Source organism: Arthrobacter sp. Y3225209 (assembly GCF_059090685.1).
Genome location: NZ_JBNHFW010000027.1, coordinates 1 through 14627 on the forward strand (window position 1 = coordinate 1; position 14627 = coordinate 14627).

Annotated in this window: 13 protein-coding genes; 1 reads left to right on the forward strand and 12 read right to left on the reverse strand. The window is 67.0% G+C overall.

All coding sequences use genetic code 11. The annotated features are described in order from the left end of the window. Positions 1-190 precede the first annotated feature (190 nt). The 3 genes from tyrS to AC5RVB_RS13600 all read right to left on the reverse strand — a co-directional run bounded on the left by tyrS (position 191) and on the right by AC5RVB_RS13600 (position 4507). Complete coding sequence (tyrS, locus tag AC5RVB_RS13590; protein WP_279326972.1) at positions 191-1513, reverse strand: tyrosine--tRNA ligase; 1323 nt, start codon at positions 1511-1513, stop codon at positions 191-193. Positions 1514-1526: 13 nt separating this feature from the next. Continuing rightward, complete coding sequence (locus AC5RVB_RS13595) at positions 1527-3794, reverse strand: HelD family protein (protein ID WP_494142921.1); 2268 nt, start codon at positions 3792-3794, stop codon at positions 1527-1529. A gap of 158 nt (positions 3795-3952) precedes the next feature. Further along, positions 3953-4507, reverse strand: a complete 555-nt coding sequence (locus AC5RVB_RS13600; protein WP_227929038.1) for an adenine phosphoribosyltransferase — start codon at positions 4505-4507, stop codon at positions 3953-3955. A gap of 228 nt (positions 4508-4735) precedes the next feature. Here AC5RVB_RS13600 and AC5RVB_RS13605 point away from each other — a divergent pair, with 228 nt between their 5' ends. Beyond that, a complete protein-coding gene (locus AC5RVB_RS13605) occupies positions 4736-5728 on the forward strand; it encodes an aldo/keto reductase (protein WP_494142922.1) in 993 nt (330 codons plus the stop codon). A 71-nt stretch (positions 5729-5799) separates the two neighbouring features. Here AC5RVB_RS13605 and AC5RVB_RS13610 read toward each other — a convergent pair whose 3' ends face one another. The 9 genes from AC5RVB_RS13610 to argB form a co-directional block, all read right to left on the reverse strand. After that, on the reverse strand, positions 5800-6447 hold the full coding sequence (locus AC5RVB_RS13610) for a DNA-3-methyladenine glycosylase (protein ID WP_227929036.1): 648 nt from the start codon (positions 6445-6447) through the stop codon (positions 5800-5802). A 111-nt stretch (positions 6448-6558) separates the two neighbouring features. Continuing rightward, positions 6559-7422 carry an SRPBCC domain-containing protein gene (locus tag AC5RVB_RS13615; RefSeq protein ID WP_494142923.1) on the reverse strand — a complete coding sequence of 288 codons (864 nt, stop codon included), beginning with the start codon at positions 7420-7422 and terminating at the stop codon, positions 6559-6561. 145 nt (positions 7423-7567) lie between these two features. After that, on the reverse strand, positions 7568-8086 hold the full coding sequence (locus tag AC5RVB_RS13620; protein WP_494142924.1) for a pyridoxine/pyridoxamine 5'-phosphate oxidase: 519 nt from the start codon (positions 8084-8086) through the stop codon (positions 7568-7570). A gap of 84 nt (positions 8087-8170) precedes the next feature. Further along, the gene (argH, locus tag AC5RVB_RS13625; protein ID WP_494142925.1) at positions 8171-9628 is read right to left on the reverse strand and encodes an argininosuccinate lyase; all 1458 of its coding nucleotides are present in this window, start codon (positions 9626-9628) and stop codon (positions 8171-8173) included. A gap of 4 nt (positions 9629-9632) precedes the next feature. Next, positions 9633-10841 carry an argininosuccinate synthase gene (locus tag AC5RVB_RS13630; protein ID WP_227904530.1) on the reverse strand — a complete coding sequence of 403 codons (1209 nt, stop codon included), beginning with the start codon at positions 10839-10841 and terminating at the stop codon, positions 9633-9635. Positions 10842-10939: 98 nt separating this feature from the next. Beyond that, positions 10940-11476: an arginine repressor gene (locus AC5RVB_RS13635; RefSeq protein WP_227904528.1), complete on the reverse strand. Its 537-nt coding sequence runs from the start codon at positions 11474-11476 to the stop codon at positions 10940-10942. After that, the gene (argF, locus tag AC5RVB_RS13640) at positions 11473-12438 is read right to left on the reverse strand and encodes an ornithine carbamoyltransferase (RefSeq protein WP_227929032.1); all 966 of its coding nucleotides are present in this window, start codon (positions 12436-12438) and stop codon (positions 11473-11475) included. The genes AC5RVB_RS13635 and argF overlap by 4 nt, the downstream gene beginning before the upstream one ends. Next, the gene (locus tag AC5RVB_RS13645; RefSeq protein WP_494142926.1) at positions 12435-13700 is read right to left on the reverse strand and encodes an acetylornithine transaminase; all 1266 of its coding nucleotides are present in this window, start codon (positions 13698-13700) and stop codon (positions 12435-12437) included. Before AC5RVB_RS13645 ends, argF begins: the two co-directional genes overlap by 4 nt. After that, positions 13693-14619 (reverse strand): acetylglutamate kinase, encoded by a 927-nt coding sequence (gene argB, locus AC5RVB_RS13650; RefSeq protein WP_227904519.1) that lies wholly within the window; start codon positions 14617-14619, stop codon positions 13693-13695. Before argB ends, AC5RVB_RS13645 begins: the two co-directional genes overlap by 8 nt. Between the last annotated feature and the right edge of the window lie 8 nt (positions 14620-14627).

Below are 14627 nucleotides of genomic sequence, written 5' to 3' on the forward strand. Positions count from 1 at the left end.
AGGGGTTTGGCCGCCATGCTCGGGCGCTTTTTCAGCGTCCCTGCCGCGGCGACTTCAATTACTTTACACACCCCGCCCGGTCCTTGCAAACCGGATCGAAGTGATCTGTCCCACCCGCCACGGGACCGCACCAGGCGGCCCCGCAACGGGCTGGACAAAGAACCGAGCTTCTCGAAGGAAGCACTAAAAACTATACGGCGGAGACTTCCACCATCGCAAGGTTCCGCTTGCCACGGCGCAGCAGCAGGTACTTACCGTGCAGGAGCTCGCTCTGCTCCACCACGGCATCCGCATCTGCCACCTTGGTGTTGTTGACGTAGGCTCCGCCTTCGGACGCAGTCCGCCGAGCTTCAGACTTGGTTTTCGACAGTCCGCTGGCAACCAGCAGGTCCACGATTCCCAAACCGTCGGCCGGGACGGCTGCAACCGGCAGTTCTGCGGTGGCAGCCTTCAGCGTTGCCTCATCCAGGTCCTTCACTTCACCTTGGCCGAACAGTGCGGCGGAGGCGGCAATGACCTTTTCGGTCGCCTCCACACCGTGGATCAGGGAAGTGACGTCAAAGGCAAGGGCACGCTGGGCCTCACGCTTGTGCGGTGCCTCTGCCACGGCACGCTCGAGTTCCTCGATCCGCTGCCGGCTCATGAAGGTGAAGACCTTCAGCCGGTCAACTACATCGGCATCGGTGGTGTTCAGCCAGAACTGGTACATCGCGTACGGGCTGGTCATCTCGCCGTCGAGCCAGACAGCGTTGCCTTCGCTCTTGCCGAACTTGGTGCCGTCGCTGTTCGTCACCAGCGGAGTTCCCAGTGCGTGGACGGTTTTCCCCTCTACCTTGCGGACCAGCTCGGTGCCGCTGGTGAGGTTGCCCCACTGATCGGAGCCGCCGGTTTCCAGCACGCAGTTGTACTTGCGGAACAGTTCCAGGTAGTCCATGCCCTGAAGGACCTGGTAGCTGAACTCCGCGTAGCTGATGCCTTCGTCGGAGTTCAGGCGCGAGGAGACGATCTCCTTTTTGATCATGGTGCCCACGCGGAAGTGCTTGCCCACGTCGCGCAGGAAGTCGATGGCGCTCATGGGCGCCGTCCAATCGAGGTTGTTCACCATCCGGGCGGCGTTCTCCCCCTCAAAGCTGAGGAAGCGCTGAACCTGGCCCTGCAGGTAACCGACCCACTCGCTGACGGTTTCCTTCGTGTTCATGGTGCGCTCGGCGGTGGGGCGCGGATCCCCCACCAGCCCGGTGGAACCGCCGACCAGCGCGAGCGGGCGGTGCCCTGCCAGCTGGAGCCGGCGCATGGTCAGCAACTGCACCAGGTTGCCCAGGTGCAGGCTCGGCGCCGTGGGATCAAAGCCGCAGTAATAGGTGACCGGCCCCCCGGCCAGGAGCTTTTCCAGCTCCGCCTCGTCGGTGGAGACCTGGACCAGGCCCCGCCACTTGAGTTCCTGCCAGATGTTGGCAAAGGACGGATCGTTCTGCTGGGCTACAAGGCCCCGGGGGTTCACGTTGTCTGACACGCTTTCTAAATTATCAGGATTCTTCTTCGGGAATTCCTGCAGGTATGCCTTCGGCAGCGATCAGGCGCAGCCGCTGGGTGGGCCGGGTCATGGCCACGTACAGGTCTCCGACCTTGCCTGCTGCGGCAGTCAGCAGCTCGGACGGCTCAAGAATGACTACGCCGTCGAACTCCAGGCCCTTTGCTTCGCGCGGAGATGTTACGACGATGTCCTGTTCCAGCCCGCCGGCACCCGAGCCCACACGCTGGCCGTATACCTCGGTCAGCGCACGGCGGACTTCCGGCAGCCGGTGGTCCTCGGCGATGACGGCCAGCAGGCCGCCGTCGAGCGCGTCCAGGTCTTCGGGCAGTGTCTGCAGCAGGCGCGGAACGAGGCCGCCGTCGGGGACTTCGTCGATGAACGGCGCCCAGCGCCCTTCACGGACCGCCTTCGGGGCGGAGACCACCAGCCCGGCCGCGTTGGCCATGCGTACGGCCGCTTCGGCGATCTGTGCCGGCGTGCGGTAGTTCACCGTCAGCTCCTCCAAGGTCCACCGTTCCCCCACGAACGGATCAAGTGCGGCCTGCCAGGAGCTGGCACCGGCAGCGGAGCTCGTCTGGGCAATGTCGCCCACCACGGTGAAGGACTTCAGCGGGCAGCGACGCATCAGCAGGCGCCACTGCATGGCGGACAGCTCCTGTGCCTCGTCCACCACAATGTGCCCGAAGGCCCAGGTGCGGTCCACTGCCGCGCGGTCCGCAGCGGTCAGCCGCGCCTCCCCCACCGCATTGTGGTCCGCCAGATCCTCGGCGGACAGGATGCCGTGGGCACCGGAGTCTTCAAGGAAACCTTCGGTGTTGGCAATAGCGCTTTCAGCGTTGGCCAGGTCCCGCTTGCGCTGTTCCTCGCGCAGGGCGTTCTCGCGTCCGGCGGAGGCATCCAACTCTCCGAGCAGTTCCGCCGCCTCATCCAGCAGCGGAACATCGGCTTCGGTCCACGGCGCGTCGGCGCTGCGGCGCAGCAGACCCAGTTCGCGGTCGGTCAGTTCCGGCGCCGCGGCTTCGAGCTGGCCGGGCTTGCTGAACAGGTCGGAGATCAGTTTTTCCGGCGTCATCGGCATCCAGCACAGGTTCAGCGCCACCCGGACGTCCCGGGCGCTGCGGACGTCTTCAGCCAGATAAGCCCGGTCAGTGCTGTTGCCGGCTCCGGCGGATTCCTCGAGCTGTTCCGTCATCTGCTCGGTCAGTTCACGCAGCAGGATCTTCACGAAGGTGACGCGCGCTTCATTGTGCGGCTTGCCGGTGGCGCGCGCCTTGTCACGTGCACGCTGGACCTGCCGGGGGGTCAGCGTGAGGATGGTGCCTTCAACGTTCAGCTTCCGCGGCCCGATCGGCAGGCGCTGCCGGTTGGCGACGGCGCGGGCCACAACCTTGGCCATGGTCAGCCGGCCCTTGACCTCGGCGGTAGCGGGGTCTTCCTCGTGGGTTGCCGTGATTCCGGGCATCAGCTGGCCCAGGCTCGACATCACCACGCCGGTCTCGCCGAGGGACGGCAGGACGCGCTCGATGTAGCGGATAAACGCGTTGGACGGGCCGACGAGCAGCACACCGGCGGACTTCAGCCGTTCGCGGTGGGTGTAGAGCAGGTAGGCTGCGCGGTGCAGGGCGACGGCGGTCTTGCCGGTACCCGGACCGCCCTGTACTACCAGCGTGCCGGACAGCGGGGCACGGATAATGCGGTCCTGTTCAGCCTGGATGGTGCCGACAATGTCGGACATCTGGCCGGTGCGCTTGGAGTTCAGCGCGGCCAGCAGGGCGCCCTCCCCCTGCAGTTCCGGCTCGTCTTCCAGCATGGTGTAATCCAGCACGTCATCTTCGATGGCCTGGACGTTGCGGCCCTTCAGGATCAGGTGTCGGCGCCTGCGCACACCCTGGCGCTCGAAGGCGGTTGCCTGGTAGAAGGTTCCGGCTTCGGGGGCGCGCCAGTCCACCATCAGCCGCTGCAGGTCCTCCGTGGAGAGGCCGATGCGGCCGATATAGCGCTTCTCGCCGTCGTCGAGGTCCAGCCGCCCGAAAACGAGGCGCTCGTCCACGGCGTTCAACTGCGCCAGCCGGTCCTCGTACATGGTGGCGAAGGCATCCCGCTCGGACCGGTTCTGGTGGGAACCCGCGGAGTGGCTGCGCCGGATCGCGGCGAGCTGCTCCATCTTTTCCGCGCGCAGTTCGTCCAGCCGGTGATACAGACCGGCCACGTACTGACGCTCGTGTTCCAGCTCGTTGGGAGCTGAAGGTGTTTCAGACATTTTGGCGTTCCCTCTCGCAAAGGCAGAGCGTCAATCTTACAGTGCATTTGGACTTTTGCAGGTCACTAATGTATGCGGTTTCTCTCTCAGCTTCTGCCTGTGCGCTAGCGTGTCGCAGCGGGTGCCCCGGGCAGGATCCGGCTGTGGCCGCGGGGCGCCTAGTAGCGGACGAGCGCTTCCACGGGTGTGTCACCGAGGCGTTCCCTGCCGCCCAGCTCACCCAGTTCCAGCACGACGCCGAATCCGGCCACTTCCGCGCCCGCCTTGCGGAGCAGGCGGGCCGCCGCAGCGAGGGTGCCGCCGGTGGCGAGGACATCATCCAGGATCAGCACCCGGGACCCGGCGGGCATGTCATCGCGGTGCAGCTCGAGCGTGCCTTCCCCGTATTCCAGGGAGTAGTTCTCCGCGAAGACCTCGCGGGGAAGCTTGCCCGGCTTGCGGACGGTAATAACGCCCTTTCCGGAGGCATAGGCCGCCGCGGCTGCCAGCAGGAAACCGCGTGCTTCCACTCCGACCACGTAATCGAACCGGCCCTCAAAGGGAGCGGTGAGTGCGTCCACCACGCCGCGCAGCGCCGGACCGTCGGCGAAGACCGGAGTCAGGTCCCGGAAGACGACTCCGGGCTGGGGGTAATCGGGAATTACGGCGCCCAGGCGGTCGATGGTTTGTGCAATGGTCTCGTTATTTACCGGTTCTGCCGGGGCATCTTTCACGCATCCACCTTACCCGCTCCCCTCCGTGACAGCCGGGGAAGGACCGGGTGCTGTGGCACTTCTCTCGCCTTGCAGCGCCCGGCGGACGAAGGGGAAGGGCCAGCAAAGCGGGACACCGCAGGGCCCCGGCAAAGGAATAAAGACCTGTGGGCTGCCGTTGCCACGTCCGGAAGGGTCCGTTCTGCGGGCCCTTCGGATTTACCGGACAACAGTCAAGGATTTCATCACATGGCCAACCTGCATGACGTGCTCGCAATCAAGATCGGCTTCGGCACCGCCCCGCTGGGAAACATGTACCGGGACATTCCCGGGGACGAGGCGCTTGCCACCGTGGAAGCTGCCTGGAACGCGGGCATCCGCTACTTCGATACCGCCCCCTTCTACGGTGCCGGTCTGGCCGAGTCCCGCCTGGGCGAGGTCCTTTCGCAGTACAACCGGGACGAGTACGCACTCAGCACCAAGGTGGGCCGGCTGATCCTGGACGAGGAAGAGGAGAAAGGCGAGGGCCTCTTTACGCACGGGCGCTCGAACAGGATTGCAACGGACTATACGGCCGATGCCACCCTGCGTTCCATCGAGGAAAGCCTGAAGCGGCTGAAGACCGACCGGTTGGACTTCGTCTTCATCCACGACACGTCCCGGGACTTCCTCGGGGACGAGTGGATCACCAAGTTCGACGAGGCAAGGACCGGGGCGTTCCGCGTCCTTGCCCGGCTGCAGGAGGAAGGCGTGATCAGCGGCTGGGGACTGGGCGTGAACACCACCGAGCCCATTGAGCTGGCCATGGACATGGAGCAGGCGGCGCCGACCATGAACCTCTCCGCTACCCAGTACACCCTGCTGCAGCACGAGCGTGCCCTGCAGCGGATGATGCCCGCCGCCCTGGACAAGGGCGTGGGCATAGTGGTGGGCGGTCCTTTCAATTCGGGCGCACTGCTGGGCGGCGACTACTTCGATTACGCCGAAATCCCGCCGGCAGTCAAGGCCCGGATTGATCAGATGACCGCGATAGCCCGGCGGCACAATGTCAGCCTGAAGGCAGCCGCCCTGCAGTTCTCCACGGCCCACCCGGCCGTGGCGGCGGTCATCCCCGGCTCCAGCCGGCCCGAACGCCTGGCTGAGGACATGGCGGCCATCACGGCCCGTATTCCCGGGGCGTTCTGGGATGAGCTGCTGGAGAACCGGCTCATCTCGGCCCAGGCTCCGCTGCCGCGCTCCTAGCCGGCCCGGGCCGGGAACCCTTCGCCGTTCGGCGCCCGGGAGGATTCATCCCCCGGGCGGCGAACGGTGTTCTAGGGCCGCCGCGCGGTCGCTCCGGCCGGCCGTTTCCGCGGCTGGGCGGGACGGTATTTCGAGACGGTCGGGTCACCGGTCAGCCAGTACCGCCACGGGTAGTCAGCCGTCCCTCCGGGTCCGCTGACGCCAACGCGCGGTCCGGTGGAAACCTGCGCGGCCGGAACTGGCTCCGGCGGGAGGGCCAGCTGCAGCGGGGAGGCAAACACATCGGCTCCGTCCAACCCGCGTGCAATGCCCAGTGCCTGTGCCAGACGTGCCGGCCCCCGGGCCAGGTCCAGGCTGTTGCGCGGGTTTCCCCGCCGGGCCGCCGCGATGTCCGCGCCCTCCACCACCTCGCCGCCACGCAGCAGGAGACCGGTGGCAAACCCGTCGGTGCCGCAGACCACGTTGGCGCAGTAATGCATGCCGTAGGTGAAGTACACGTAGAGGTGTCCGGCCGGACCAAACATGGTGGCGTTCCGTGCCGTCCTGCCGCGGAAGGCGTGTGATCCCGGGTCAACATCACCCATGTAGGCCTCCACCTCGGTGATCCGTACGCTCACGCGCTCCCCCTCGGCCTCATGCGTCAGTACCGCACCGAGCAGGTGTGGTGCTGCCTCGGTGGCGGGGACGGCAAGACGTTCTCTGTCACGTGAAAAACCCATACTCCGACGGTAGCAAGCCGCGCGGGGTCCGCTGTCCGCGGGTGGTCCCGGGGCGCCGGGGCGTTGGGCGGCGGATGCGGACGGGGATCAGCGCTCAGGCGCCACCTGCGGTCAGGCGCCGTCGGCCGGGCCGCGGTAGAAATCCTTCAGGGCCACGAGCCGGCGTGAACTGGGATTCGCCTCGTGTCCGGCGAGGCCGGCTCCGGCGGCATCCAGGGCCATGTGCCAGGCTGCGAGCCGTTCGGCCGCGGCGTCGGGACCGCCGGTGACCGGATCGCGGATGATCACCCGAACATGTCCTGCGTCCTCGCCGATGTCGATGCGTGCGCCCTGGTCGATCCCAAACCGGGCTGCCGCCCTTTCCAGCGCCGGGCCGACGTCGCCGGCCGGGGCGCTGTACCAGCGTTCAAACACAACCTCGGCGGGGGTGCGCAGGTTATCCAGCCGGCCCATGGTGGGTGAAACGTCAAAGTCCTCGGCGTAGGCGTCCCGCAGCCCCAGCCACTGGTCGGGATCATCGGTCCTGACCGGTTCAATGCCGGCCACCACGGCGTCGAAGGCCTCCAGAATCCCCTGCCAGCCGGCGGCACCTTCGGTCAGGAAATCGGCAGTGTTCTCATGGGTGCGGAACTGCAGCACAGCCCCGTCCGCGCTTTGATGCACCTGCCAGTCCAGCACGGATTCGTCCCCCAGCGGGTCCTCCCATGTCAGCTGCAGACTCGCGCCCGGACTCATCTGCAGCACGGTGCCCGTCACGGCTGATTCGCCCATGTCCAGCCGGTATTCCTTGCCGATCTGCCAGGCGGGAGTGATGATGCCCAGCCACTGGGCCACCTTGTCCCGGTTGGTGAGCACGTCCCAGACATGGTCCACCGGGAAGTCCAGCCTGCGTTCAAACGTCAGCGTGTATCCGTCCGGGTGCTGCTCGATCCGCCCGGCGGGAGCCGGGATTCCTGCACTGCTGGAGCTGGTCATGGCGAACCCTCTTCGGTAGCCGGATTGGACTTGGAGGCGCGGTTCAAGGCTAGCGCCGGAGCAAGTCCTGCCGGGAGGGGGCGGCAGGCAGTTTGACCACAAATCCGGGTATTCCGGCGGCTGACGGTGCCGGGCCCTCATGCACCTAGAACGTCATCCGGTGACGAATGTGGCGGCGGTCCGCGCTGGCCTGCCAGAACTCGATCTCCCGCGGTACCAGCGAATAGAGCTGCCAGGCGGGATTGGCGGTGCCGTCCGACGCCGGCCGCGCATCCCAGTCCGCTGCCGATGCCTCAGCGGAAAGCAGGTCCACGGAACCGGCCACGCGGATCTGCCGTCCGAGCTCAGGCCAGTAAAAGTTCATGGCCGCATACGGGTGAGCTGCCAGTTCCCCGCCCTTGCGGGAAGTGCGCGCTGTCGCGAACTGCCAGCCGCCGTCGTCGATGTCCTTCAGGATCAGCATCCTGGAGGAGAGCTGCCCTCCGCTGCCCGCGGTGGCCAGGGAGAACGCGTGCGGCTGGCGGATCCCGGCAGCCAGTGCCTCCGCCAGCCAAAGCCGGAAAAGCTCCGCCGGATCCTGCGGTGCCGCGTCCGGATCAAAGGTCGGCATGGTGTCGGGGAAATCTGGCAGGGCACGCAGCTGTGCCCGGAAGAAGGTACTCATAGGGCCCACGGTAACCGTCCGCCTCCGGACGCATAAGCCCCGGGGAGCCATGCTCCCCGGGGCCCGTGTCCGCGGCCGGCAGCCTCAGCCGGCGTAGCCGCGGACCGCGTCTAGCTGCCGGTGCAGTTCTGCGAGCTGCTGTTCCACCGCGGACTGTGCCGTGCCGCCCTGCGAGCTGCGGCTGTCCAGGGATCCTTCGGTACTGAGCACCGAGCGGACCTCCGGGGTCAGGTGGGGAGAAATGCCGGCGTATTCCTCGTCGGTCAGGTCCCACAGTTCGACGCCGCGGCCCTCAGCCAGCTGCACAGCGGCACCGGACAGCTCGTGCGCCTCCCGGAACGGAACACCCTGGCGGACCAGCCACTCCGCGATATCGGTGGCCAGGGCAAAGCCCTGCGGAGCCAGTGACTGCATCCGCCCGGTGTTGAACGTCAGCGTGGCAATCATGCCGGACACTGCAGGAAGCAGCAGTTCCAGCGTGTCCGCCGCGTCGAAGACCGGTTCCTTGTCCTCCTGCAGGTCCCGGTTGTAGGCCAGCGGCAAGCCCTTCAGCGTGGCCAGGAGGCCGGTGAGGTCACCGATCAGGCGGCCGGCCTTGCCGCGCGCCAGTTCGGCTACGTCGGGGTTCTTTTTCTGCGGCATGATGGATGATCCGGTGGAGAAGGCATCGTCCAGGGTCACAAAGGAGAACTCCTTGGTGGCCCACAGGATGACTTCCTCACTGATCCGGGACAGGTCCACGCCGATCATCGCGGCCACCCAGGAGAACTCGGCGTACACGTCCCGGGAGGCGGTGCCGTCAATGGAGTTCCAAACGGCGGAGTCGAAACCGAGGTCCGCAGCAACGGCGTTCGGGTCCAGGCCCAGGGAGGAACCGGCCAGGGCACCGGAGCCGTAGGGAGAAACGGCCGCCCGTTTGTCCCAGTCCGCCAGGCGCTGCACATCCCGCAGCAGAGCCCAGGCATGGGCCAGCAGGTGATGGCTGAGCAGCACCGGCTGGGCGTGCTGCAGGTGCGTGCGCCCGGGCATGGCCACACCCAGATGCGCCTGCGCCTGGCCCACCAGGGCTTCGATCACTGAGAGCACACCGGCACCGATGATGCGTGCGTGGTCGCGCAGGTACATCCGGCCCAGCGTGGCAATCTGGTCATTGCGGGACCGCCCGGCCCGGAGCTTGCCGCCCAGCTGCGCACCGGCACGCTCGATCAGGCCGCGTTCCAGGGAACCGTGGACGTCCTCGTCGGACTCGGCGGGGACGTAGGCACCGGACTTCACATCGGCGTCGAGCCGGTCCAGTGCATCGAGCATTCCCTCCAGCTCGGCGTCGTCCAGCAGCCCGGCCTTGTGCAGCACACGGGCGTGGGCGCGGGACCCGGCAATGTCATAGCCGGCAAGCCGCCAGTCGAAGTGGGTGGACTTGCTCAGCGCGGCGAGGGCATCTGCGGGGCCGCCGGCGAACCGGCCTCCCCACAAAGCGCCCTGGACGGTTGATCCGGACGAGCCGGAGCCCGTGGCTTCTTCCGGCAGCTTGCCGTGGCTCATGTGCTTACTTACCTTCTGCTAGGCGCTGGTCGCGGCCGGAGGCCACCTTGGAGGACATCCCGAACAGCTCGATGAAACCGCGGGCCATGGACTGGTCAAAGCTGTCGCCGGTGTCGTAGGTGGCCAGGTTGAAGTCATACAGCGAGGAATCGGAGCGGCGTCCGGTCACCACGGCGCGGCCGCCGTGCATGTTCATACGGATGTCCCCGGAAACGTACTTCTGGGTGTCTTCGATGAAGGCGTCCAGGGACTGCTTCAGCGGGGAGAACCACTGGCCGTCATAGACCAGCTCGGTCCAGCGCTGGCCAACCGTCTTCTTGAAGCGGGCCTGCTCGCGTTCCACCGTGACGTTTTCGAGTTCGCGGTGGGCCGCCATCAGCGCCATGGCGCCCGGCGCTTCGTAGATTTCACGGCTCTTGATGCCCACCAGGCGGTCCTCGACAATATCGATCCGGCCGATGCCCTGGGCGCCGGCGCGGCGGTTCATTTCCTCGATGGCCTGCAGCGGGGTGACGGGCTTGCCGTCGATGGCCACCGGGATGCCTTCCTTGAAGGTGATGACCACTTCGTCGGCGGCAGGTGCTGCCGCGGGATCGGAGGTGTACTCGTAGACGTCCGGGGTGGGTCCGTTCCAGATGTCTTCCAGGAAGCCGGTTTCCACCGCGCGGCCCCAGACGTTGGCGTCAATGGAGAACGGGTTCTTCTTGGTGGTGGCGATCGGCAGGTTCTTGGCTTCTGCGAAGGAAATCGCCTTGTCGCGGGTCAGGGCCAGGTCCCGGACCGGTGCGATGCACTTCAGGTCCGGGCCCAGGGTCTGGATGCCGACTTCGAAGCGGACCTGGTCGTTGCCCTTGCCGGTGCAACCGTGCGAGACCGTGGTGGCACCGAACTGGCGCGCGGCGGCCACCAGGTGCTTGACGATCACCGGGCGGGACAGGGCGGAAACCAGCGGGTAGGAATCCATGTACAGGCCGTTGGCCTTCAGCGCCGGCATGCAGTACTCGGCGGCGAATTCCTCACGGGCATCCGCCACGTAGGCTTCGACGGCACCGCAGTCCAGGGCGCGCTGGCGGATGGTCTCCAGGGACTCGCCGCCCTGTCCTACGTCTACGGCGACGGCGATGACTTCAGCACCGGTTGCCTCGGCGATCCAGCCGATGGCTACTGACGTATCCAGGCCACCGGAGTAGGCCAGAACAATACGTTCACTCACGAAATTTGCTCCTCTTGCATTGGACGCAGCCCCTGGGGGCTGCTGGTTGGTTCAGGATGAAGTTGGTGGGGTGCGGTCCGGGACCGGCTTCTGCACGGTTACAGGATCCGGCTTTCAGGGGCCGTGCCGTTGTTGGTGGCGTCATCTGCGATGCGCAGGAACCGCGCGGCGAGGTCGGCGCCGCCGTCGGGTTCCCGGGTCACCATCATGACGGTGTCGTCACCGGCGATGGTGCCCAGGACAGAGGGCAGGACCGAATGGTCGATGGCCAGTGCCAGGAAGTTCGCAGCACCGGGCGGGGTGCGCAGCACCACGATGTTCGCGGAGGCTTCGGCAGTGACCAGCAGTTCGCCGCAGAGCCGGGCCAGGCGGGCATCGAGCACTTCCTGGGTGACCCCGGATTTCGGTGAGCGTTCCCCGCCCTCGGACGGGACGGCGTACACGAGGGCGCCGTCCTTGCCGCGCATCCGCACCGCCCCCAGTTCCACCAGGTCCCTGGAGAGGGTTGCCTGGGTTACCTGGACGCCGTCGTCGGCCAGCAGCGCCGCCAGTTCCGCCTGCGAACGCACGGACAGGCCGGTCAGCAGGGTGCGGATCCGCGCCTGGCGTGCGGTCTTCGTCGCGGGCATGCTCATGAGTGTGCCTCCGGTGTTGCGGTCAGGCCCGAGCGCGCCATCAGCCAGACCATCAGGGCCTTCTGCGCGTGCAGGCGGTTCTCTGCCTCGTCCCAGACCACGGACTGCGGTCCATCGATGACATCGGCGGAAATTTCGTAGCCGCGGTAGGCGGGCAGGCAATGCAGCACGACGGCGTCATCCGCTGCCTGTTCCATGGCCCCGGCATCCACAGCATAGCTGCGGAACAGCTCCTGCCGGGCGGATTTCTCGGCTTCCTGGCCCATGGAGACCCACGTATCAGTGGCAACGACGTCGGCTCCGGCCAGCGCTTCGGCGGCGTCCGTGGTGATCATCACCGATCCCCCGGTTTCCTCGGCACGGGCCGCGGCGGCGTCGACAATCTTCGGGTCCGGCAGATACCCCACCGGCCCGGCCACCCGCACATGCATGCCGGCGGTAACCCCGGCTAGCAGGTAGGAGTTGGCCATGTTGTTGGCGCAGTCCCCCAGATAGGTCAGGGTCAGGCCGGCGAGGGTGCCTTTGTGTTCGCGGATGGTCAGCAGATCCGCGAGCAGCTGGCAGGGGTGGTAGTCATCGGAGAGTGCGTTGATGACAGGCACCGATGAGTTCGCTGCCATTTCCTCCAGCCCGGACTGGGCGTAGGTCCGCCACACGATGGTGGAGACCATGCGTTCAAGGACCTTGGTGGTGTCCGCGACGCTTTCCTTGTGGCCCAGCTGGGACTCCCCTGCCCCGATGATCAGCGGCACGCCGCCCAGATCGGAGATGCCGGCGGCGAAGGAGACCCGGGTCCGGGTGGAGGTCTTGTCAAAGATGACCGCGACCGTTTTGCGCCCGGTGGACTCCCCGGCGTACGGCTGGTACTTGTAACGGTCCTGCTTCAGCGCGGCAGCCAGGTCCAGGACTTCGGCCTGCTCCGCCTGTGTCAGGTCGGTGTCTACCAGGAAGTGGCGGGTCATGGTTTTCCTTCGTTTGTGCCGGTGATCGGGGTGGGGGCGGCCGCGGCGCGGGCCGCGTGGAGGATCCCGGGCAGGGCGTCCAGGAACGTTCCGGCCTGCTCGGCGGTGAGGATCAGCGGCGGGGCCAGCCGCAGCGTCGCCGGGCCGGTGCTGTTGATAATGAAGCCGGCCTCCAGTGCCGCGGCCACGGCCGCCGGGGCAAACGGGCCGTCCAGATCGATGCCGATCAGGAAGCCACTGCCGCGTACCTCCGCCACCCCGTCCACAGCTGCGAGCCTGCGGCTCAGGAACTCGCCCGTGGCCCGGACGTTGGCCAGCAGATCCCGGGATTCCAGCACGGACAGCGTGGCCAGGGCGGCTGCTGCCGCCACCGGGTTTCCGCCGAACGTGGTCCCGTGCATTCCTGCAGCGAGCAGGTTCGCCGGGCCTTCGCCGAAGGTCAGCAGTGCACCTACCGGGATGCCGCCGCCCAGGCCCTTGGCCAGCGTCATGGCATCGGGCAGGACGCCTTCGGACGCGAACCAGGTGCCGGTGCGGCCAACGCCGGTCTGCACCTCGTCAAAGATCAGCAGGGCGCCGGCGGACCGGGTGGCCTCACGGGCTGCCTCCAGGTACCCCTCGGGCAGCATCCGCACCCCTGCCTCGCCCTGGATGGGTTCCAGGAAGACCGCGGCCACGCTTTCATCCACCGCATTGGTCAGGGCGGCAATGTCCCCGAACGGAAGATGCTCCACACCGCCGGGCAGCGGCTGGAACGGCTCACGGTAGGCGGGCTTGGCGGTCAGTGCCAGCGCGCCCATGGTCCGGCCGTGGAATGCACCGTCCAGGGCCAGGATCCGGGTCCGGCCGGTGGCCGGATCGGTGTTGCGGCGGGCCAGCTTGAACGCCGCCTCATTGGCTTCGGTGCCGGAGTTCGCGAAGAACACCTTGGAACCCGCCGGTGCGCCGGCCAGGGCCAGCAGGCGTTCGGCCAGGAGCACCTGGGCGGGACTGGTGAAGAAATTCGAGACATGGCCCAGGGTGGACAGCTGTTCCTGCACGGCGGCCACCAGTTCAGGATGGGCGTGGCCCAGTGCGTTGACGGCGATACCGCCAAGCAGGTCGAGGTACTGCTTGCCGTCGGCATCTTCGACATAGCAGCCGCTGCCACTGACCAGCACCCGCTGCGGGGTGCCGAAAACACCCATCAGCGAGGAATCGTAGCGCTGCAGCCATTCCGCTGAGCCCTGGGCCGCGGCATGTCTGGCTTCGGTGTTATGCATGGTCCTCCTCCGGAACAACCTGGGTGCCGATGCCTGCTGCGGTGAAAATTTCCAGCAGCATGGAGTGGGCCATCCGGCCGTCCACCACTGCCGCGCGCTCCACCCCGCCGTCCACGGCGGCCAGGCAGGCCTGCATCTTGGGGATCATGCCGGCTTCAAGGGTGGGCAGCATGCTGCGCAGCTCGCCTGCGGTGAGCGAGGAAATCAGTGACGACTTATCCGGCCAGTCCGCGTAGAGTCCTTCCACGTCAGTCAGTACCACCAGCCGGGACGCGCCCAGCGCCACAGCCAGTGCTGCGGCGGCCGTATCCGCGTTGACGTTGAGCACCTGTCCGGTAGGACCGCCGTCGGCGTCCACTTCCGGAGCCACGGTGCTGATCACCGGGATCCGCCCCGCGGCCACCAGGTCCAGGATGGCGGCGGGATTCACGCCCACCACTTCCCCGACCAGGCCCAGGTCCACTTCCTCCCCGTCCACTACGGTGCCGGTGCGTACGGCCTGCAGCAGTCCGCCGTCCTCACCGGAGAGGCCCACGGCGTAGGGTCCGTGGGAATTGACCAGGCCCACCAGTTCGCGTCCCACCTGGCCGGTCAGCACCATGCGTACCGCGTCCATGGCTTCGGGGGTAGTGACGCGCAGGCCGCCGCGGAATTCGGACTCGATACCGAGCCGGTCCAGGAAGGTACTGATCTGCGGGCCGCCGCCGTGAACAACCACGGGGTGCACGCCGGCATGGTGGAGGAAGACAATATCCTCGGCGAAGGCCCGGCGCAGTTCGTCATTGACCATGGCGTTGCCGCCGTACTTGATGACCATGGTGGTGCCTGCGAAGCGCTGGATCCAGGGCAGTGCCTCGATCAGCGTTTCCGCCTTGTCCTGTGCCCGCAGCCGTTCCCCGGCTGCTGCTGGTGTGCTCATGCTCATCC